The organism is Streptomyces sp. NPDC030820, assembly GCF_055572075.1.
Map to the genome: position 1 here is coordinate 62,542 of NZ_JBVIEB010000005.1, position 19,933 is coordinate 82,474.

Annotated in this window: 17 protein-coding genes, 3 tRNA genes and 1 pseudogene; 8 read left to right on the forward strand and 13 right to left on the reverse strand. The window is 70.7% G+C overall.

What is annotated here, in order from left to right; genetic code table 11:
* Positions 1-323: 323 nt before the first annotated feature.
* A complete protein-coding gene (locus tag ACZ418_RS15255; protein WP_468362451.1) occupies positions 324-515 on the forward strand; it encodes a DUF6274 family protein in 192 nt (63 codons plus the stop codon).
* Between the two features lie 459 nt (positions 516-974).
* Here ACZ418_RS15255 and bldC read toward each other — a convergent pair whose 3' ends face one another.
* Positions 975-1,181, reverse strand: a complete 207-nt coding sequence (bldC, locus tag ACZ418_RS15260) for a developmental transcriptional regulator BldC (protein WP_003949541.1) — start codon at positions 1,179-1,181, stop codon at positions 975-977.
* A gap of 539 nt (positions 1,182-1,720) precedes the next feature.
* Positions 1,721-2,563 (reverse strand): DUF8083 family protein, encoded by an 843-nt coding sequence (locus ACZ418_RS15265; protein ID WP_468362453.1) that lies wholly within the window; start codon positions 2,561-2,563, stop codon positions 1,721-1,723.
* A 200-nt stretch (positions 2,564-2,763) separates the two neighbouring features.
* Between ACZ418_RS15265 and ACZ418_RS15270 the strand changes: the two genes are divergently transcribed.
* Both ACZ418_RS15270 and ACZ418_RS15275 read left to right on the forward strand, forming a co-directional pair.
* Positions 2,764-3,870, forward strand: a complete 1,107-nt coding sequence (locus ACZ418_RS15270) for a Leu/Phe/Val dehydrogenase (protein ID WP_468362455.1) — start codon at positions 2,764-2,766, stop codon at positions 3,868-3,870.
* Between the two features lie 290 nt (positions 3,871-4,160).
* Positions 4,161-4,415, forward strand: coding sequence for a DUF3073 domain-containing protein (locus ACZ418_RS15275; protein WP_388622429.1), 255 nt, complete (start codon positions 4,161-4,163; stop codon positions 4,413-4,415).
* A 189-nt stretch (positions 4,416-4,604) separates the two neighbouring features.
* Here ACZ418_RS15275 and purM read toward each other — a convergent pair whose 3' ends face one another.
* From purM to purS, 7 genes are all read right to left on the reverse strand, one after another.
* Complete coding sequence (gene purM / locus ACZ418_RS15280; RefSeq protein ID WP_468362458.1) at positions 4,605-5,672, reverse strand: phosphoribosylformylglycinamidine cyclo-ligase; 1,068 nt, start codon at positions 5,670-5,672, stop codon at positions 4,605-4,607.
* Positions 5,673-5,704: 32 nt separating this feature from the next.
* Positions 5,705-7,234, reverse strand: coding sequence for an amidophosphoribosyltransferase (gene purF, locus ACZ418_RS15285; protein WP_468362460.1), 1,530 nt, complete (start codon positions 7,232-7,234; stop codon positions 5,705-5,707).
* Between the two features lie 201 nt (positions 7,235-7,435).
* The gene (locus ACZ418_RS15290; protein WP_468362462.1) at positions 7,436-7,894 is read right to left on the reverse strand and encodes an META domain-containing protein; all 459 of its coding nucleotides are present in this window, start codon (positions 7,892-7,894) and stop codon (positions 7,436-7,438) included.
* Between the two features lie 35 nt (positions 7,895-7,929).
* Positions 7,930-8,727, reverse strand: coding sequence for a maleylpyruvate isomerase family mycothiol-dependent enzyme (locus ACZ418_RS15295; RefSeq protein ID WP_468362464.1), 798 nt, complete (start codon positions 8,725-8,727; stop codon positions 7,930-7,932).
* A gap of 103 nt (positions 8,728-8,830) precedes the next feature.
* Positions 8,831-11,089 carry a phosphoribosylformylglycinamidine synthase subunit PurL gene (gene purL / locus ACZ418_RS15300; RefSeq protein WP_468362466.1) on the reverse strand — a complete coding sequence of 753 codons (2,259 nt, stop codon included), beginning with the start codon at positions 11,087-11,089 and terminating at the stop codon, positions 8,831-8,833.
* The gene (gene purQ, locus ACZ418_RS15305; protein ID WP_468362468.1) at positions 11,086-11,766 is read right to left on the reverse strand and encodes a phosphoribosylformylglycinamidine synthase subunit PurQ; all 681 of its coding nucleotides are present in this window, start codon (positions 11,764-11,766) and stop codon (positions 11,086-11,088) included. The genes purL and purQ overlap by 4 nt, the downstream gene beginning before the upstream one ends.
* Positions 11,763-12,035 (reverse strand): phosphoribosylformylglycinamidine synthase subunit PurS, encoded by a 273-nt coding sequence (gene purS / locus ACZ418_RS15310; protein ID WP_351600702.1) that lies wholly within the window; start codon positions 12,033-12,035, stop codon positions 11,763-11,765. The genes purQ and purS overlap by 4 nt, the downstream gene beginning before the upstream one ends.
* Positions 12,036-12,345: 310 nt before the next feature.
* On the opposite strand from purS, the gene ACZ418_RS15315 reads away from it, so the two are divergent.
* The 5 genes and pseudogenes from ACZ418_RS15315 to ACZ418_RS15335 all read left to right on the forward strand — a co-directional run bounded on the left by ACZ418_RS15315 (position 12,346) and on the right by ACZ418_RS15335 (position 13,672).
* On the forward strand, positions 12,346-12,663 hold the full coding sequence (locus ACZ418_RS15315) for a histone-like nucleoid-structuring protein Lsr2 (protein ID WP_031164632.1): 318 nt from the start codon (positions 12,346-12,348) through the stop codon (positions 12,661-12,663).
* A gap of 204 nt (positions 12,664-12,867) precedes the next feature.
* Positions 12,868-12,939, forward strand: a tRNA-Gly gene (locus ACZ418_RS15320).
* 82 nt (positions 12,940-13,021) lie between these two features.
* Positions 13,022-13,097, forward strand: a tRNA-Gly gene (locus ACZ418_RS15325).
* A 51-nt stretch (positions 13,098-13,148) separates the two neighbouring features.
* Positions 13,149-13,576 (forward strand): annotated as a pseudogene (locus tag ACZ418_RS15330) (DNA-binding response regulator); the annotation flags it as partial.
* Between the two features lie 23 nt (positions 13,577-13,599).
* Positions 13,600-13,672: transfer RNA gene (locus ACZ418_RS15335), tRNA-Gly, on the forward strand.
* 45 nt (positions 13,673-13,717) lie between these two features.
* Here ACZ418_RS15335 and ACZ418_RS15340 read toward each other — a convergent pair.
* The 4 genes from ACZ418_RS15340 to purD form a co-directional block, all read right to left on the reverse strand.
* The gene (locus ACZ418_RS15340; RefSeq protein ID WP_468362470.1) at positions 13,718-14,617 is read right to left on the reverse strand and encodes a phosphoribosylaminoimidazolesuccinocarboxamide synthase; all 900 of its coding nucleotides are present in this window, start codon (positions 14,615-14,617) and stop codon (positions 13,718-13,720) included.
* 93 nt (positions 14,618-14,710) lie between these two features.
* Entirely contained in the window at positions 14,711-16,192 is a 1,482-nt protein-coding gene (locus ACZ418_RS15345) for a N,N-dimethylformamidase beta subunit family domain-containing protein (protein ID WP_468362472.1), read from the reverse strand.
* A gap of 239 nt (positions 16,193-16,431) precedes the next feature.
* Positions 16,432-18,291: a M48 family metalloprotease gene (locus ACZ418_RS15350; protein ID WP_468362474.1), complete on the reverse strand. Its 1,860-nt coding sequence runs from the start codon at positions 18,289-18,291 to the stop codon at positions 16,432-16,434.
* A gap of 262 nt (positions 18,292-18,553) precedes the next feature.
* Positions 18,554-19,822, reverse strand: a complete 1,269-nt coding sequence (purD, locus tag ACZ418_RS15355; RefSeq protein ID WP_468362476.1) for a phosphoribosylamine--glycine ligase — start codon at positions 19,820-19,822, stop codon at positions 18,554-18,556.
* Positions 19,823-19,933: the final 111 nt, after the last annotated feature.

Here is a 19,933-nt window from a genome sequence, read left to right on the forward strand (position 1 = left end):
GCCGCAACCAGACAGCGCACATCCCGTCAGGACCGCATCGAAGAAGGGCGCATCCGGCGACGGGTGCGGGCCCTTCCGCATGTCGGCACATCCCGTTGGCCTCTCGGTGCCGGTCCGCGTTCCAGCCCGTCCGGCGATTGAGGACGAGGCCCGTTCAGGGCCGTGGAGGGGTCTGGGGGCGCAGCCCCCAGGGGGCCCGGTCGGGGTCACCCCCGGGAAGCCGCTGAACCGGCGGAGCCACCCCGTGCCCTTGACGACGTCACATTCCGTCGGTACCCAGAAGACAGGGCCCGCTTGCCTTTGAGGGCCCCTGGAGGTGGGGTATGGCGGCATCGGGCAGGCATGAGACGCGGGCCCTGCTCAGGGCCCATCTGGCGGCCGCCTCGTCCTACCGGCATCTGACCCGCCACTGCCCCGTCTGCCATCGCCTGCTGCGGCTCGCGCTGGACGCCGGCCCCCGGTGCCAGGAGACGGGCGAGGAGGCCGTCGAGGACGAACGTCCCCGTACCGCGTGACCAACGGCGGCCCCAACACCCGTGCATACGTGGGACGCTGGAACGCAGGCTTCCATTAGCGCACACACGCCGGAGGCAACAAGCATCCCGGCATGTGACGGGAGTCACCGCATGAGTTTTTGAAAGAGCGGTACTTACCATCGTCCTACAACTGGTCAATTTAATATGTGCAATTGCACCTCTCTCAGGGCTCACGCACAACCGCCCCGACAGCCCAGCCCAGACTCCGACAAGGCCGCGCACAGCGGCCACCCGCACCCCGACCAGCGCACAAAAAAGATCGCGCTGGACCCGGCGGAGTCCAGCGCGATCTACGACGCACCCTGTGTCGCTGCCTACAACGTTCTCTTCGGCTTGGGCGAGGGCCCTGTTGGGGCAGGTCCCGCGTCGCTTGGAGCTAGGGTTTCGGGCACCTCGGCCGGTTGGGGGACCTGCCGGTTTGCCCGGTTATTCAGTTGTTCAGGCCTCGCTGCGCTGCTGCGGGATGCCCGCGAGCAGTGCGCGGACCTCGGCCTCGCGGTAGCGGCGGTGCCCGCCGAGCGTGCGGATGGACGTAAGCTTGCCGGCCTTCGCCCACCGCGTGACCGTCTTCGGGTCGACGCGGAACATCGTGGCGACCTCAGCCGGGGTCAGCAGCGGCTCGGCATCAGGGGTGCGAGCGGTCATGAGCGGCCTCCTCGGGAGAACCGAACCTTCTCGGTTCTTTCCTCTAAATTCTGCACCTTGACCCGCGTTGCCCGAAATGGCGGACGCGAGTCGAGTCGGTTATAGGACGAACGGCTTGTCCTCGGCACTACAACTACACCATCTGTCCAGCCGCGTCGGCCAAACCGATGGAATTGCCCTCCCAGGTGTTCATCAGCGACGGAAGCCGATGGACCATGCCATAGCGGACAGTCACGCCACTGTGACGATCAGTCACAGGACGATCAGGAGTCACCAGACCCCCCAAAGCGTGCAATGCTGAGATTCCGCCCACAATGGAGCATAGTTGGGCGGACGGAGCCTTCCCCGGACTCCTTGTCCTATTTTGGCATGAGGGGTGGCAAGCGGCGCAAGGGCCGCGTAAGTGCTGTCCATCACCCTTAGGGCAAAAGTCCAGATCGGGACCAACATCCCGTCACAGGGTCAAGTGGCCTAGACCGTACGTCGTTCGGCGCCGTTTGGGCCGTGACGTACGTCACTTTTGGCGCGTTTCTGGAACTTCAGTTCGCCGAACGCCGGTCCCGGACCGCCCGCCACCGCTCCACGAGCCGCACATAGGCCTCCCCGGCCGCCGCGCCGTCGCCCCGGCGCAACGCCTCGATGCCCTCGGCCACGTCCGCCGCCGAGTGGTCGCCCTCCAGCTCACCGGCCGGCAGCACATGCACCAGGCCGCCGTAGTCCAGCTCCACCAGCGAGCGCGGGTGGAACTCCTCCAGCCAGCGGCCGACGTCCACCAGCCCGTCGATCAGCGGGCTCTCCTCGACGGCGTCCTTCAGCGTGCGCAGTGCCCGCGCCACCCGCCGCCGGGCCTGCACCATGGGCGTGCGGTAGCGCAGCAGCGGCGGCACCTCGGCGGTGCCCTTCTCGTAGCGCCGCTCCTCGTCGGAGACCAGCACGAACCAGTTCAGCGGCACCTGCCAGGTCGCCGTACGGATCCAGGGGCGGGCGTCGGGATTGCGGGCCAGCCAGCGCTCGTAGTCCTGGGCCGCCTGGCGCCGTACGACCGGGGGCAGCACCGCGTCCAGCACCGGCGCGGGCAGCTCCTCCGCCAGCTCGCCGAGCGCCTGCCAGCCGCGCAGCCGGGTCCGCCAGGGGCAGACGCAGACCACGCCGTCGACCTCCAGCACGAAGGCGTCGCTGCTCTCGTGCACCGGCACCGCGACCGGCGGGGTGGGCAGCAAGTCGGCCAGCGAGCGGCGCAGTTCGTCCTGGTAGGAGGGGCGGTCGGGGCGGCGGGCGTAGCGCGTCCAGTGGCCGCGCTCCGGCTCCGGGAAGGCGGCCAGCGGCTCGTACACGCGCAGGTACGCGGCATAGGGGACGACCACGGAGGACACCTTCGGCACGCCTGCTCCCTCCCCATCGGGCCCGGCTCGAAACCACTGCAAATCGTGCCATGGTCATGCGTGCGGTCGAGGCACGGAAGAGTGATCCTGAACACTGCACGGATGGTGGTTGCGCCAAGGCTCTACGCTCATGCCACGGCACCCCGCCACCCGTACGGGGTTCCACCCCACTCGCCGCTCTTTACACAGGAGTCACCACAGTGACCGACGTAACCGGCGCGTCTGCTGATGTCCTGCACACCCTGTTCCACTCGGACCAGGGCGGCCATGAGCAGGTCGTGCTCTGCCAGGACCGCGCCACCGGCCTCAAGGCCGTGATCGCCATCCACTCCACCGCCCTGGGCCCCGCCCTCGGCGGCACACGCTTCTACCCCTACGCGAACGAGGCCGAGGCCGTCGCCGACGCCCTCAACCTCGCGCGCGGGATGTCGTACAAGAACGCCATGGCCGGCCTCGACCACGGCGGCGGGAAGGCCGTGATCATCGGCGACCCGGAGCGCGACAAGACCGAGGAACTGCTCCTCGCCTACGGCCGTATGGTCGCCTCGCTCGGCGGGCGCTATGTCACCGCCTGCGACGTCGGCACGTACGTCGCCGACATGGACGTCGTGGCCCGTGAGTGCCGCTGGACCACCGGCCGCTCCCCGGAGAACGGCGGCGCCGGCGACTCCTCCGTGCTCACCGCCTTCGGCGTCTACCAGGGCATGCGCGCCTCCGCCCAGCATCTGTGGGGCGACCCCTCGCTGCGCGGCCGCAAGGTCGGCATCGCCGGCGTCGGCAAGGTCGGCCACCACCTGGTGAAGCACCTGAGGGACGAGGGCGCCGAGGTCGTCATCACGGACGTGCGCGCGGACGCCGTCCAGCGGATCGTCGACCAGTACCCGGAGGGCGTGACGGCGGTCGCCGACACCGAGGAGCTGATCCGGGTCGAGGGGCTGGACATCTACGCCCCCTGCGCGCTCGGCGGCGCCCTGAACGACGCCAGCGTGCCGGTGCTCACCGCCAAGGTGGTGTGCGGCGCGGCCAACAACCAGCTCGCGCACCCGGGCGTGGAGAAGGACCTCGCGGACCGCGGCATCCTCTACGCGCCGGACTACGTGGTGAACGCCGGCGGGGTGATCCAGGTGGCCGACGAGCTGCACGGGTTCGACTTCGACCGGTGCAAGGCCAAGGCGGCGAAGATCTTCGACACCACCCTGGCAATCTTCGCACGTGCGAAGGAAGACGGGATTCCGCCGGCCGCTGCGGCCGACCGGATCGCCGAGCAGCGGATGGCCGAGGCGCGCGGCAGCCACGCTGCGCACTGAGTCCGTCGCACAGGTGAGCGGTACCCGCCGGTGGGGTCTTGGAGAGAACTCTCACTTCCATCGGCGGGTCGTTCCCCGATAAGTGGTTAAAATCGCCACTGACCAGCGAGGACGGGGCGCCTCGAAGGTCCAGGGCACACGCGCGTGCTGCGGGCGACGTACCGTATGGGCGCGGGCTCAGGTACCGTGGAAGCCCTACGGACCGGCCTCTCCACGGAGAGTCCGTTCCGGATCATGAACGCGTGTCAGACTCTGGGGCCGTCGAGCCCCGTCGTTGAGGGGGTCGAGCCATGGGGCGCGGCCGGGCCAAGGCCAAGCAGACGAAGGTCGCCCGCCAGCTGAAGTACAACAGCGGTGGGACGGACCTCTCACGCCTGGCCGAGGAGCTGGGCGCATCGACGTCGAACCAGTCGCCGAACGGCGACCGCTTCGAGGACGCCGATGAGCATGACGACGACGACCTGTACTCCCGTTACGCCGACCTCTACGAGGACGACGACGAGGACGAGGACGAAGGTCCCGCACAGCACCGTCGAGGCGCTTGACCTTGCACTGAGCATGAGTCCGGTCGGTGGCACAGCCACCGACCGGCTTCTGTGCTGTCTGCAGGATCATCACCGTCCGCGGGCTCATCACGGACCGCGGATTCACGACGGTCCGCGCGATCGCCGCCGTCCGCAGGATCACCGGCGGCCGCAGGACCGCCGGCGTCCCCAGGATCGGCGGCGCCCGGATCAGGCGGCGTAGTCCCCCACCAGCTCCGCGCCCGTCTCCTTGTCGCCGCGGTCGGTGATCTCGCCGGCCACCCAGGCGTCGACGCCCCGGTCGGCCAGGGTGGCGAGGGCCACCTCGGTGGACTCCGCGGGGACGATCGCCATCATGCCGACGCCCATGTTGAGGGTCTTCTCCAGCTCCAGGCGCTCGACGTTCCCGGTCCTCCCGACCAGGTCGAAGATCGCGCCCGGGGTCCAGGTGGAGCGGTCGACGACCGCGTGCAGCGCGTCGGGGATCACCCGGGCCAGGTTGGCCGCGAGTCCGCCGCCGGTGATGTGCGAGAACGCGTGCACGTCCGTGGTGCGGGTCAGCGCCAGGCAGTCCAGCGAGTAGATCTTGGTGGGCTCCAGCAGCTCCTCGCCGAGGGTGCGGCCGAGCTCCGGAACCTCCGTCTCCAGGGCCAGGCCGGCCGTGTTCAGCAGGACGTGGCGGACCAGGGAGTACCCGTTCGAGTGAAGCCCGGAGGACGCCATGGCGATCACCGCGTCGCCCCTGCGGATGCGATCCGCGCCGAGCAGCCGGTCGGCCTCCACGACGCCCGTACCGGCCCCGGCGACGTCGAAGTCGTCCGCACCCAGCAGGCCCGGGTGTTCGGCGGTCTCGCCGCCCACCAGGGCGCATCCGGCGAGCACACAGCCCTCCGCGATGCCCTTCACGATGGCCGCGACGCGCTCGGGGTGGACCTTGCCGACGCAGATGTAGTCGGTCATGAACAGCGGCTCGGCACCGCACACCACGATGTCGTCCATGACCATGGCGACCAGGTCGTGGCCGATGGTGTCGTAGACGCCCATGCGGCGCGCGACGTCCACCTTCGTGCCGACGCCGTCCGTGGCGGAGGCGAGCAGCGGGCGCTCGTAGCGCTTGAGGGCGGAGGCGTCGAAGAGCCCGGCGAAGCCGCCGAGGCCGCCGAGGACCTCGGGGCGCCGGGTCTTCTTCACCCACTCCTTCATCAGCTCGACCGCGCGGTCGCCCGCCTCGATGTCGACGCCCGCCGCTGCGTAGCTGGCACCAGTTGTCTCAGACATGACTGTGAGAGCTTTCGTGTCGTACTGCGGTGTTACGGGCGACGGATCGCGTCGGCCGCGGCCGTGGCGGCGGGACCGGCCGCCAGCTCGGTCTCCAGGAGCTGCTTGCCGAGCAGCTCGGGGTCCGGCAGCTCCATCGGGTACTCGCCGTCGAAGCAGGCGCGGCACAGGTTCGGCTTGGCGATGGTGGTCGCCTCGATCATGCCGTCGATGGAGATGTAGGCGAGCGAGTCGGCGCCGAGCGAGGTGCCGATCTCCTCGATGGTCATGCCGTTGGCGATCAGCTCCGCGCGCGTGGCGAAGTCGATGCCGAAGAAGCAGGGCCACTTCACGGGCGGCGAGGAGATCCGGATGTGGACCTCGGCGGCGCCGGCCTCGCGGAGCATGCGGACCAGGGCCCGCTGGGTGTTGCCGCGCACGATCGAGTCGTCGACGACGACCAGGCGCTTGCCCTTGATGACTTCCTTCAGCGGGTTCAGCTTCAGGCGGATGCCGAGCTGGCGGATGGTCTGCGAGGGCTGGATGAAGGTACGGCCGACGTAGGCGTTCTTCACGAGGCCCGCGCCGAAGGGGATGCCGGAGGCCTCCGCGTAGCCGATGGCGGCCGGGGTGCCGGACTCCGGGGTCGCTATGACCAGGTCGGCCTCGACGGGCGCTTCCTTGGCCAGTCGGCGGCCCATCTCCACGCGGGACAGGTACACGTTCCGGCCGGCGATGTCGGTGTCCGGGCGGGCCAGGTACACATACTCGAAGACACAGCCCTTAGGCTTCGCTTCTGCGAATCGGGAGCTGCGCAGACCGTTCTCGTCGACGGCGACGAACTCGCCCGGCTCGATCTCCCGGACGAAGCTGGCACCGCAGATGTCCAGGGCGGCGGTCTCGGAGGCGACCACCCAGCCGCGCTCCAGGCGGCCGAGGACCAGCGGGCGGATGCCCTGCGGGTCACGGGCGGCGTAGAGGGTCTGCTCGTCCATGAAGACGAGGGAGAAGGCGCCCCGCACCTTCGGGAGGACCTGGTGGGCCGCCTCCTCGATGGTCAGCGGCTTGCCGTCCTCGTCGACCTGGGCGGCGAGCAGCGCCGTCAGCAGGTCGGTGTCGTTGGTGGCCGCGACCCGGCTGGAGCGGCTGTTGTTGTCGTTCGGCAGGTCGGCGACCATCTCGGCGAGCTGCGCCGTGTTGACCAGGTTGCCGTTGTGGCCGAGCGCGATCGAACCGTGCGCGGTGGCGCGGAACGTCGGCTGGGCGTTCTCCCACACGGAGGCGCCGGTGGTCGAGTAGCGGGCGTGACCGACCGCGATGTGACCCTGGAGCGAACCGAGCGAGGTCTCGTCGAAGACCTGGGAGACCAGGCCCATGTCCTTGAAGACGAGGATCTGGGAGCCGTTGCTGACCGCGATTCCCGCGGATTCCTGACCCCGGTGCTGGAGGGCGTAGAGCCCGAAGTACGTGAGCTTTGCGACCTCTTCACCCGGAGCCCAGACACCGAAGACGCCGCAAGCGTCCTGGGGGCCCTTCTCGCCGGGAAGCAGATCGTGATTGAGTCGACCGTCACCACGTGGCACGCCACCGAGTGTAGGCGAGGTCGACCACTGGTCCGAATTGGGGATACGTGCCCTTGACCGGCAAGCGCTTCCCGATCACCTTGGCGGTTTCCGCGTTTGCCCAGGTCAGCGAGGTGCGCCCGGGGCTCTGAGCGCCGACGGCGGCGCTGGGGGCGGCGACCGCGGGTCCGTTTGCCGGGTACGTGAGTGAGGTGTCGCACATCATCCGGGCGCGTTGCGGCTGAGGTGGATGCGGTCGCCGTCGCCGTCCGTGAGCGTCAGTTTCGCGTGGTGCGTCTCGGCGACGAGCGTGCCGGTGGTGAGCGCGCGGGCCATCGCGCGTTCGAAGTCCATCCGGTCCGGGGCGCAGGCCATCCGGGTCGTGCGCAGGTCGCCGAAGGTGAGGTGGTCGCCGTGCACGGTGACCCGCGCGCTGAACTGGTTGCAGCCGAGGTTGCCGGCCGCCTTGCCGTCCTCGTCGATGCGCAGGCGGGCGGAGGCGGGCGCGTGCCGGGTCGTACTGCCGACGGTGAGGCTGTCGACCCGCCAGTCGATGCCGGTCACGGGCTGCTGGACGGTCACCGCACCACTGTCCGCCTTCCCGTTGCCGCACGCCACTGTGAGGACGGCGAGCGCGGCGGCCGCCGGCGCGAGAATCATGCGCTGCTTGTACCGGTTCATGGCGATTCGACGGTAGCCCGGCCGGGTCGGTTCCGCTACGCCATCAGCGGTAGCAGCCCCCCGATGTCCGCCCGCTCCCCACTGGCGCTCACCTTGGCCTCCTCCAGGGCGTCCGTCCAGCTCAGACGGCCCGTGGCGAGCCGGATCCAGGTCAGCGGGTCGGTCTCCACGACGTTGGGCGGGGTGCCGCGGGTGTGCCGGGGCCCCTCGACGCACTGCACCACGGCGTACGGCGGCACCCGCACCTCGGTGGAGCCACCGGGGGCCTTCGCGGCGAGGGCGTCGGCGAGCAGCCGGGTGGCGGAGGCCAGGGCCTGGCGGTCGTACGGGATCTCCAGGGCCGGGACGGCGGCGTTGAGGTCGTCGGTGTGGACGACGAGTTCGGCGGTGCGGGTGACCAGGTAGTCGTCCAGGGGCATGGCACCGGCGCTCGTCTGCAGGATCCGGCTGCCGGAGTGCTCGGCGAGCAGGGTGCGCATCGACTGGTCGATGTCCGTGAGGTAGGCGCCGAGGTCAGGGTGTTCGGCGGACAGGTTCCGGGTGAACTCGTCGATGGCGGCGGCGTTGGCCGAGGTGGCGAATGGCCAGTCGAGCAGGACGGCGTCCGCCTTGGCCGGCTCGGGCAGGGCGAGCGAGCGGTGCACGGCGGTGAGCGCCATGCCGATGTGCGCGACCAGGTCGCGTACGGTCCACTCGCCGAGCCGGGTGGGCAGCGCGAGCTGCTCCTGGGTGAGGCCGCGCACGGCCTCCCGGACGTTTCCGAACTGGGCCAGGACCGCGGCGCGGGTCCTGGCGGGGTCGTAGCTGCGGGCACGCTTCTTGGCCGGTGGCATGGCGGTGAGCCTATTGCCTCCCCGGCGTTCCCCTTCGTGCATGGTCGCATGCGGAAGGCCCCGTCCGGCTCTCCGGACGGGGCCCTCACAGGGCGTACGGCGATTACGCCAGCAGCGCCGGAATGGTCTCCTCGTGAGCCTTCCGCAGCTCCTCCAGGGTGAGCGCGAACTCGCCCTGGACCTCGACCGCGTCTCCGTCCACGACACCGATCCGGGTGGCCGGCAGGCCCCGCGCACCGCACATGTCGTTGAAGCGGACCTCCTCCGAGCGCGGCACCGCGACGATCGCGCGGCCGGCCGACTCGGAGAACAGGAAGGTGAAGGCGTCCAGGCCGTCCGGTACGACCAGCCGCGCGCCCTTGCCGCCGAGCAGCGCGGACTCCACGACCGCCTGCACCAGGCCGCCGTCGGACAGGTCGTGCGCGGAGTCGATCATGCCGTCGCGGGAGGCGGAGATCAGGATCTCGGCCAGCAGCCGCTCGCGCTCCAGGTCGACCTTCGGGGGCAGGCCGCCGAGGTGGTCGTGGACCACCTGGGACCAGGCCGAGCCGCCGAACTCCTCGCGGGTGTCGCCGAGGAGGTAGAGCAGCTGGCCCTCCTCCTGGAAGGCGACCGGCGTGCGGCGCGCGACATCGTCGATCACGCCCAGGACCGCGACCACCGGGGTCGGGTGGATGGCCGCCTCGCCGGTCTGGTTGTAGAGCGAGACGTTGCCGCCGGTCACCGGGGTGCCCAGCTGCTGACAGGCGTCCGCCAGACCGCGCACGGCCTCCGCGAACTGCCACATCACCGCCGGGTCCTCGGGCGAGCCGAAGTTCAGGCAGTCGGAGACGGCGAGGGGCTTGGCACCGGTGGTGGCCACGTTGCGGTAGGCCTCGGCCAGGGCCAGCTGCGCGCCCGTGTACGGGTCGAGCTTGGCGTAACGGCCGTTGCCGTCGGTCGCGATGGCGACGCCGAGGCCGGTCTCCTCGTCCACGCGGATCATGCCGGAGTCCTCCGGCTGGGCGAGGACGGTGTTGCCCTGCACGAGGTGGTCATACTGCTGGGTGATCCACCTCTTGGAGGCCTGGTTGGGGGAGGCGACCAGCTTCAGGACCTGATCCTTCAGCTCCTCCGACGTCGCGGGCCGCGGCAGCTTGTTCGCGTCGTCGGCCTGCAGGGCGTCCTGCCAGTCCGGGCGGGCGTACGGGCGCTCGTACGTCGGGCCCTCGTGGGCCACCGTGCGCGGGTCGACGTCCACGATCTTCTCGCCGTGCCAGAAGATCTCCAGCCGGTCGCCGTCGGTCACCTCACCGATGACGGTGGCGATGACGTCCCACTTCTCGCAGATCTCCAGGAACCGCTCGACCTTCTCCGGCTCCACGACGGCACACATGCGTTCCTGCGACTCGCTCATGAGGATCTCCTCGGGCGAGAGCGTGGAGTCGCGCAGCGGGACGTCGTCCAGGGTGACGCGCATGCCGCCGGAGCCGTTCGAGGCCAGCTCGGAGGTGGCGCAGGAGAGGCCGGCGGCACCGAGGTCCTGGATACCGACGACCAGCTTCTCCCTGAAGGCCTCCAGGGTGCACTCGATGAGCAGCTTCTCCTGGAAGGGGTCGCCGACCTGGACCGCGGGGCGCTTGCTCGGCTTGGCGTCGTCGAAGGTCTCGGAGGCCAGGATCGACGCGCCGCCGATGCCGTCGCCGCCGGTCCGGGCGCCGTACAGGATGACCTTGTTGCCCGCGCCGGAGGCCTTGGCGAGGTGGATGTCCTCGTGCCGCATCACACCGATGGCACCGGCGTTGACCAGCGGGTTGCCCTGATAGCAGGAGTCGAAGACGACCTCACCGCCGATGTTCGGCAGGCCCAGGCAGTTGCCGTAGCCGCCGATGCCCGCGACCACGCCCGGGAGCACCCGCTTGGTGTCCGGGTGGTCCGCCGCGCCGAAGCGCAGGGGGTCGACCACGGCCACCGGCCTGGCACCCATCGCGATGATGTCGCGGACGATGCCGCCCACACCCGTGGCCGCGCCCTGGTAGGGCTCGACGTACGACGGGTGGTTGTGCGACTCGACCTTGAAGGTGACCGCGTAACCCTGGCCGACGTCCACCACACCGGCGTTCTCGCCGATGCCGACGAGCAGCGCGTCGCTCTGCGGCGCCTTCTCGCCGAACTGGCGCAGGTGGACCTTGGAGGACTTGTACGAGCAGTGCTCGGACCACATGACCGAGTACATGGCGAGCTCGGCGCCGGTCGGGCGGCGGCCGAGGATCTCGACCACGCGCTCGTACTCGTCCTTCTTCAGGCCGAGTTCGGCCCAGGGCAGCTCGACGTCGGGGGTCGCGGCCGCGTGCTCGACCGTGTCCAGAGGCGTCCGGCTCATGCGTTGACCAGCTTCTTGAGGATCGAGGTGAAGAACGGGAGCCCGTCGGTGCGGCCCGTGCCGACCAGCGGCTCGACGGCGTGCTCGGGGTGCGGCATGAGGCCTACGACGTTCCCGGCCTCGTTGGTGATGCCGGCGATGTCCCGCAGCGAGCCGTTCGGGTTGAAGTCCAGGTAACGGAAGACGACGCGGCCCTCCGCCTCCAGTTTGTCCAGCGTGTACTCGTCGGCGACGTACCGGCCGTCCATGTTCTTCAGCGGGATGTGGATCTCCTGGCCGGCGCGGTAGTCGCTGGTCCAGGCGGTCTCCGCGTTCTCCACCCGCAGCTTCTGGTCGCGGCAGATGAAGTGGAGGTGGTCGTTGCCGAGCATCCCGCCCGGGAGGAGGTGGGCCTCGGTGAGGATCTGGAAGCCGTTGCAGATGCCGAGGACCGGCAGTCCGGCCCTGGCCTGCTCGATGACCGTCTCCATCACCGGCGAGAACCGGGAGATGGCACCGGCGCGCAGATAGTCGCCATAGGAGAAACCGCCGGGCAGGACCACGGCGTCGACCTGCTTGAGGTCTTTGTCCTTGTGCCACAGGGCGACCGGTTCGGCGCCCGCGAGACGGATCGCGCGCTGGGCATCCTGATCGTCGAGGCTGCCCGGGAAAGTGACGACGCCAATACGAGCGGTCACTTGGCCGCCTCCGCGACTTCCGTGGCCTCTTCCACCTTGACGGTGAAGTCCTCGATCACCGTGTTGGCGAGGAAGGATTCCGCGAGATCATGGATGCGGGCGAGCGCGGCCTCGTCGACCGGCCCGTCAACTTCCAGTTCGAAACGCTTTCCCTGACGGACGTCAGAGATCCCTTCGAAACCCAGGCGCGGCAGCGCACGCTGGACCGCCTGGCCCTGGGGGTCGAGGATCTCCGGCTTGAGCATGACGTCGACTACGACGCGTGCCACTGGCACTCCCGGTGTGTGGTGCTGAGCAGGTTCCTTCAGACTACCCGCACAAAATTTCTACGCGAGTAGAGTTGTAGGAAACTACGTGATGCGCATCACGATCGGGTGTCGAAGCCGCACTGCCGTGAAAAGTTCTGGGAAAGTTCCCCAGTCCGCCCCGTTCGCCTATTGTCTTCGGACACGCGGACGGATTTAGTCGGGCTTCACTTTGCATTGCCGAGCACTGTACAAATGAATTGGCAATAGCCGATACTCGGCACGTCATCGCCGGTGAGCTGTATCGACGTGCCGCACGAAGGGACCGATATTCGTGGCGCAAAAGGTCGTGGTCACGCTCTTCGACGACATCGACGGCTCGGAAGCGGCGGAAACGATCGCCTTCGGACTCGACGGGAAGTCGTACGAGATCGACCTGAACGAAACCAACGCCAAGAAACTGCGCAAGGCGCTCGCGCCCTACGTCGAGGCCGGCCGCAAGAGGTCGCGGTCCGGCAAGGCGTACAAGCAGACGGAGGTCGCCCCCGACCCGGCGGCCGTCCGCGCCTGGGCCCAGGCCAACAAGATGGACGTCCCCGCCCGCGGACGCATCCCCAAGAAGGTCTACGAGGCGTTCAGCGCCGCGCAGTGAGGCGCGCCGGGAGCCGTCGCGAGCGGCCGGCCGCATGAGCCCGCGAAGGGGCAGTCCTCAGGGTCCGTCAGCGGACCCTGAGGGCCGCGCATTTGGGCATACCGGGCACCAGGGGAAGCCGACTTGCGCCACCCCCCTGTTGATCAGCTAATGTCTGGAGCACGCCGAGGGGCGAGGCCGGAAAGCCGAAACCCCGAGGAGCGTGCGGGTGTAGTTCAGTAGCAGAACATCCCCCTTCCAGGGGGAAGGCGCAGTGTGCGATTCCTGTCACCCGCTCCGGCACCGGTTGTCACGACCACTCTTGTGGATCAGGTAGGCTGGTGCTCGCACCGATCGGTGGGAGCCGGTCGGGAGCAGTGCGGACGTAGCTCAGTTGGTAGAGCGCAACCTTGCCAAGGTTGAGGTCGCGAGTTCGAGCCTCGTCGTCCGCTCCAGGGAAAGCCCCGGTCATTGCGACCGGGGTTTTTTCGTGTCCGATGTGATCGCTGGATCTTCGGATGCCGGGGCGTCGGCGGTGTGAAGACCGCCACATGTCTGCGCACCGAAGTGCCCTCCTGCCAGGTCCTGATCGTCACCGGGAACGGGCGCTCGCGGCCGATGTGCGCGGGTTCGCCCCGAAGGCCCTCAGTACCCAGCGGCTCGCCGGGATCATCCGGACCGTGCACGCCGGAAACCCTTGCGTGGACCCGGAGTTGGCCGCCGACGCGATCTGGGTCGCGGGCTCCTCTCCAGCACCTCGGCTTCCCGCGCGGTCGGCGCTCGCGGCCGACGGGTCGCCGGTCGCGGAGATCGTCGAGCGGGCCGCGCCGCCCCCGGGACCGCGCGGAATCGCCTCTCCCCGGCCGTCACGAAGGCCGACGCCGGGAACCGCCATGCGGCAGTGCGTCTCACACACGCCCGAGGTTGGGTATAGTTGCTCTCGCGCCACGGCGCAACGCGGACGTAGCTCAGTTGGTAGAGCGCAACCTTGCCAAGGTTGAGGTCGCGAGTTCGAGCCTCGTCGTCCGCTCTGGTAGAAGACCCCGGTCCACTGGACCGGGGTCTTCTCGTGCTGCTAGCTCCAGCTCAGACCGGTGAGCCGCTCGTACGCCTCCACGTACTTCTGCCGGGTCTGCTGGACGACCTCGTCCGGCAGCGGCGGCGGGGGCTGCTCGCTCTTGCGGTCCCAGCCGGAGGCGGCGGAGGTCAGCCAGTCCCGGACGAACTGCTTGTCGTACGACGGCTGGGCGCGGCCCGGCTGCCACCGGTCGGCCGGCCAGAAGCGGGAGGAGTCCGGGGTGAGGACCTCGTCCGCGAGGACCAGGGCGTCGCCGTCGAAGCCGAACTCGAACTTGGTGTCCGCCAGGATGATCCCGCGTTCGCGGGCGATGTCCCGGGCCCGCGAGTACACGGCAAGCGTGGCCTGGCGCAGCTGGGCGGCGGTGTCGGCGCCGACCTGGCGGGCGACCTCCTCGTAGGACACGTTCTCGTCGTGCTCACCGACCTCGGCCTTGGTGGCCGGGGTGAAGATCGGGGCGGGGAGCTCCGAGCCGTCGACGAGGCCTTCGGGGAGGGCGAGGCCGCAGACCGTCCGGGACTCGTTGTACTCGACCAGGCCGGAGCCCGTGAGATAGCCGCGGGCCACGCACTCCACGGGGACCATCTTCAGCTGCTTGCAGATCAGCGTGCGGCCCGCCCAGTCGGCGGGGGCGCCCTCGGGCACCTCGGTGCTGATCACGTGGTTGGCGGCCAGGTCCCGCAGCTGGTCGAACCACCACAGGGAGAGCTGGGTGAGGACACGGCCCTTGTCGGGGATCTCCGTGGGCAGCACCCAGTCGTACGCGGACATGCGGTCGCTGGCGACCATCACGAGGTCGCCCGCCTCGTTCTGGTACAGCTCGCGCACCTTTCCGGTGTGCAGGTGCACCAGGCCCGGAACCTGGATCGGCTCGGGCTTTTCTACGAATCCGGACACGGTTCCTCCCCGTGGTTCTGTCCAAGTGCCTCGATTCTCCCTTATCGGGGGGATCGGTTTCGGCCAGGGGGGTCGTGCTCGGTCCGCCGGCGGTCAGTCGCGTTTGCAGATGCGGTCCAGGAGGTTCGCCGTGGCGCGCTGGATACGGGGGTCCACATGGCCCGGGCGGTCCAGGGCCGGGGACCAGGCGAAGGTGCCGGAGGCGAAGACCCAGGCGCCGGAGGGGGCGCGGTACAGGGAGGTCTCCTGGTGGCGCAGGACGCCGTCGTTGTCGGTGTACGGGGAGTGGGCGAGCAGGGTGCGCTCCTCGTGCGCGGGCAGCGGGGTGCGCGGGAAGTACCGGTCGGCCTCGCCGGCGACCAGACCCTCGATCTCGTCGCCCTCGTGCGCGCCGGTCGCCTCCCACAGCCAGTGGTCGGCGTTGCGGACGATCAGCGGATGCGGCTCGGGCACCCGGCCCGCGTACTGGATACCGACCAGCTGCTGCTCGGGCCGGTCGATCTCGCGCCAGAGCACCGGCCTGCCGGGTCCCTTGCGTTTGCGGCAGGTCAGCAGGCGGTCCGGGACGCCGGACGGGGAGGGGCCCAGCTCCACCTGCCAGTACATCGTGTTGGCGGAGAGGAAGACCAGTGAGGTGCCGCGGTCGCGGGCGTCCTCCACGGCCCGGCGCATCGGCACCGACCAGTACTCGTCGTGCCCGGGGAAGACCAGGCCGCGGTAGCGGCCGGGGTCGACGCGGCCGGCGTGCAGATCGCGGGCGTCGGCGTAGGCGAGGTCGTAGCCGTAGCGCTCGGCCCAGCGGATGAAGTCGTAGGCGTGCCCGACGTGCAGGGGCAGGCCGGCGCCCGCGTAGGGGCGGTCGAAGGAGACCGTGGTCGCCGCGTCCGCCTCGCCGAGGAGGCAGCCCTTCTCGTCCCAGGCGTGGTAGAGACTGGCGCCCGTGCGGCCGTCCTCCGGATAGAGGTTGTACGCCTGCCAGGTGATGTCCGGCAGCAGCAGGAGCAGGTCGGCCGGGTGGTCGTCGCGGACCGTGAACGGCACGTGGGAGCGGTAGCCGTCAGTGGTGGTGAGGACGGCCACATAGGCGCCGACTGGCCAGTGGGAGGGCACCTGGAGGCGCCAGGACAGCCACCAGTGGTGGCAGGAGACCGTGCGGTCGGCGGCCAGCGGCGGGGGCTGGACGATGCCGGACAGGCGCGGGCTGGTGGTGATCTTCGCGGCGCCGTCGCCGCCGTAGTGGCCGATCCGGTAGATGTCGACGCTGAACTCCTGGGGCGGGTCGACCGTGATGTGGAAGTCGATCGCCGCGCCGGGCGTGACCGCGCCGGTTGCGGTGAACCCCTTGATCTGGCGGTGCACGTCGTCGGCCGAGCGGGGTCCGGGAACGCGCGGGGCGGGACCGACCCCTTTCAGCGGCTGCGGGCTCGGGTCGACGTACCAGGGCACGACATGACCCGTGTCGTCGAAGTAGGTCTCACTGCCGCGCAGCCAGGGCACCGGTCCCTGGCCGAAGGGGTCCGTGACGGCGTGCGCGAGCGCTCCCGACTCCCAGCGGCGGATGTGGTCCGAGGCCATGGTCGCTCCCCTCCCTCATGCCCCCGTGTCGTCCTGTCTCGGTGGCGCTCGCCGTGCTCTCTGCGTTCGCCGTGCTCGGTGGTACGCGCAGTACTCGGCCGTGCTGTCGTATGTCGCACGCCCTTGCCAGGTGCGTGGTCGCTCCCAGCACATCACATAACGCACGGGCTCGGTCACTAGTCGTTGCGAATTGACCTGAAGTGGAAGACGGAACTCCCGCTTTACGACGCCGTAGGGCCCTAGACGAGCCGTACGGGTTTCTCCGGGCGTATCCCGGACGCGGCCAGCCAGTCGCGCAGCGGGCCCGGGTCTCCCTCCTCGATGAGGCTGAGCACCTTGGGCGTGAGGTCGGCGGCGCGCTCGCCGCCCAGCAGGAGGGAGGGGCCGTCCAGCCAGTCCAGCGCGGGGACCGCGCCTGCGGTGTCGACGGCCGCGCAGCACACCATCGCCATGACGTGGTCGGTGAGCAGGTCGCGGGCGGTGCGCGGGGGCTGCAGCGGGAAGAGCGGCAGGCCGCCGTCGTCCCACAGGGCGCTCTCGGGGGTCCGGCCGGTGGCGGTCGCGCCGGACCTCGGGGCGCCGGCCTCCTCGCGGGCCAGCGCGGCGCTCAGGCGGGCGGCGAGGGTGGCGCTGCGTTCCGTGCCGGGGTCTTCTGGCGGCGGTCCCGCCTCGGCCTCGCCGTCGGCGGGGTTCTGGTTCCCACCTGCACCGCCCGTGCGGCTTTCGTCGTCGGGTGCGGGTGGCCCCTGTGGGGCGTCCTCGCCGTCGACGGCTTGGCGTACGGGGTGTGGGGATTTCGGTATCGCCGCTTGCGAGGGGTGTTCGGTGAGGTGGTCCAGGACTCGGGCCAGGGTCGGGCCGCCGGGGTCGGGGGTCGTGGGGTCGAGGGAGGGACGGACGCCCAGGGAATCCAGGACGCGGTGCAGGCGGGCCGCGTCGGCGCGCCAGGTGCGGTCCACGACCTCCTCCGGATACGCCTGCCAGTCCACCGGCGCCCAGTCCGGGCCGGACTCCGCAGGGCCGCCGTGGAAGAGGCGGGCGGCGAGGAGGGACGCGGCCTCGTCCACGGCACCCGGTTCCTCCAGGAGGTCGCACGCGGGCCGCTCGCCGAGCCGGGAGGTGAAGCCCTCCGCCAGGCGGTCGCGCCGGGACAGCTCGGTGAGCGCCGCCACCACGCCCGCGTCCAGCCGCGAGGGCCAGCGGCCCATGCGCCAGGCGGGCACCGCGACCCTGGTCAGCAGCCGGTCCCAGCCTGCGTAGGCGAGACCCACCTGCTCCTGGGCGACGATCCGCAGACCGTAGTCGACGGCCTGGGCCCGCTCGGCCGCCGCCGCGGCGACCCCGCGCTCCATCTGCGTCGCGTGCTCCCGGCAGCCCCGCAGCAGCAGCCGGGCCACCCAGCCGAGGGCCGCGCACACCCCGCGCGTCGCCGGGCAGCGGCCCGGTGTCGAGGCGACCGCGACCGCCGCGTCCAGGCCGCGCACGAAGCGCCTGGCGGCGGCTATGTCCGGGTGCGCGGAAGGGCCCGTACCGGCGATGACCGGGGCGAGGACCGCGCGCAGCTCGCCGACCCGCATCCACCACAGGAACGGGGAGCCGATGACGAGCACCGGGGCGGCGGGCGCGCGGCGGCGGCCCGGGCCCGCCAGCTCGTCCTCGTCGGGCGCGGGGCGCGGGGGCGGGCCGTGGGCCGAGTGCGTACGGTCCTCCAGCCAGCTGTCGCAGTCCGGGGTGAGCGCTATGGCCGAGGGGGCCGGAACCTCCAGCCGGTCGGCGAGGTCGCGCACCATCCGGTACAGATCCGGGGCGGACTCCTCCGGGATCGGCACCGTCGGGCTGACGGCGGGGCGGGCCCGGGCCACGACCAGGCCGATACCGGTGGCGGCCAGCAGCACCAGCACGGCGAGCAGGCCCACGGCCAAGCGGGTCACGTCCCAGCCCCGGCCGACGAAGTGTCCGGTGGAGCCGCCGGTCAGCAGGATCACCGCGGCGGCCGCGGGGAGCACGGCCACGGCCAGCGCCCGGCCTCGGACCCGCAGTACGGCGAGGGCCCGGGAGCGCGCGGCCTGCGCGCCGATCTCCGCACCGATTCCGGTCACGTCCCGCCCTCACCCCCTCGCTGCCGATGCCGTGCTTGCCTGGTGGTGCTCACTCCCCCACTGTGGCACCCGCCACTGACATCGCAATGCCGGTGGGCCAAGTGCCGGAACGCATGCGCGGCACCCTAGTTGGGGCCCCGGCCCCCGTCAGCCGTATGGAAGATTGCTCACTCGATGGAATGGCTTTGGTCAGAGGTGAGTGACAGACAGCAAAGATCAGGCCCCGGATTGAGGTCCGGGGCCTTCATCAGGAGGGGGCAGGTCAGGCGGTTTCCGCCGGTGCGGCCTGGGCCGCCTTCGCGGCGATGTCCGTGCGGTGCTGGGAGCCGTCCAGACGGATCCGGCCCACCGCCCGGTACGCCCGCTCGCGCGCCTCGGTCAGGTCCTTGCCGGTGGCGGTGACGGACAGCACCCGGCCACCCGCGCTGACCACGGCGTCGCCGTCCCGCCTGGTCCCGGCGTGCAGCACGTACGCGTGCGGGGCGTCCTCGGCGGCCACCTCGTCCAGGCCGGTGATCGGGTCGCCGGTGCGGGGGGTGGCGGGGTAGTTGTGCGAGGCGACGACGACCGTGACGGCCGCGTCCTCGCTCCAGCGCAGGGGCGGCAGATCGGCGAGGTTGCCGGTGGCGGCGGCCATCAGCAGACCGGCCAACGGCGTCTTCAGCCGGGCCAGCACGACCTGGGTCTCGGGGTCGCCGAAGCGGGCGTTGAACTCGATCACCCGGACACCGCGGCTGGTGATCGCCAGGCCCGCGTACAGCAGCCCGGAGAAGGGGGTGCCGCGGCGGTGCAGCTCGTCCACGGTGGGCTGCAGAACCGTCTCCAGCACCTCGTCGACGAGCTTCGGCTCGGCCCACGGCAGCGGCGAGTAGGCGCCCATGCCGCCGGTGTTCGGGCCCTCGTCGCCGTCCAGGGCGCGCTTGAAGTCCTGGGCGGGCTGGAGCGGTACGACCGTCTCCCCGTCGGTGATCGCGAAGAGGGACACCTCGGGGCCGTCGAGGAACTCCTCGATGACCACGCGCTCGCAGGCGGCGGCGTGGGCCTTGGCGGCCGCCAGGTCGTCGGTGACGACCACGCCCTTGCCGGCGGCGAGGCCGTCGTCCTTGACGACGTAGGGGGCGCCGAAGGCGTCGAGGGCCTCGGCGACCTCGTCGGCCGTCGTGCACACGTAGGAGCGGGCGGTGGGCACGCCGGCCGCCGCCATGACGTCCTTGGCGAAGGCCTTGGAGCCCTCCAGCTGCGCGGCCTCCCTGGACGGGCCGAACACCGGGATGCCCGCCGCGCGGACGGCGTCGGCCACGCCGGCGACCAGCGGGGCCTCCGGGCCGACGAGGACCAGGTCGGCACCGAGGCCGACGGCCAGCTCGGCGACCGCCTTGCCGTCGAGCGCGTCGACCGGGTGCAGCTCGGCGACCTCGGCGATGCCGGCGTTGCCGGGGGCGCAGTGCAGCGCGGTGACGTCGGGGTCGAGGGACAGAGAGCGGCACAGGGCGTGTTCGCGGGCGCCGTTACCGATGACGAGGACCTTCACGGGGGTCAGCCTAATGGCAAGGTTGCCGAAGGCTGGGGGGCGGGTTTGTTGGGGTTTCCTCCAAAGGGGGCCGGTGCCGGGGTGCCCGCGCTCCGCCGCCGTCCCGGTCGG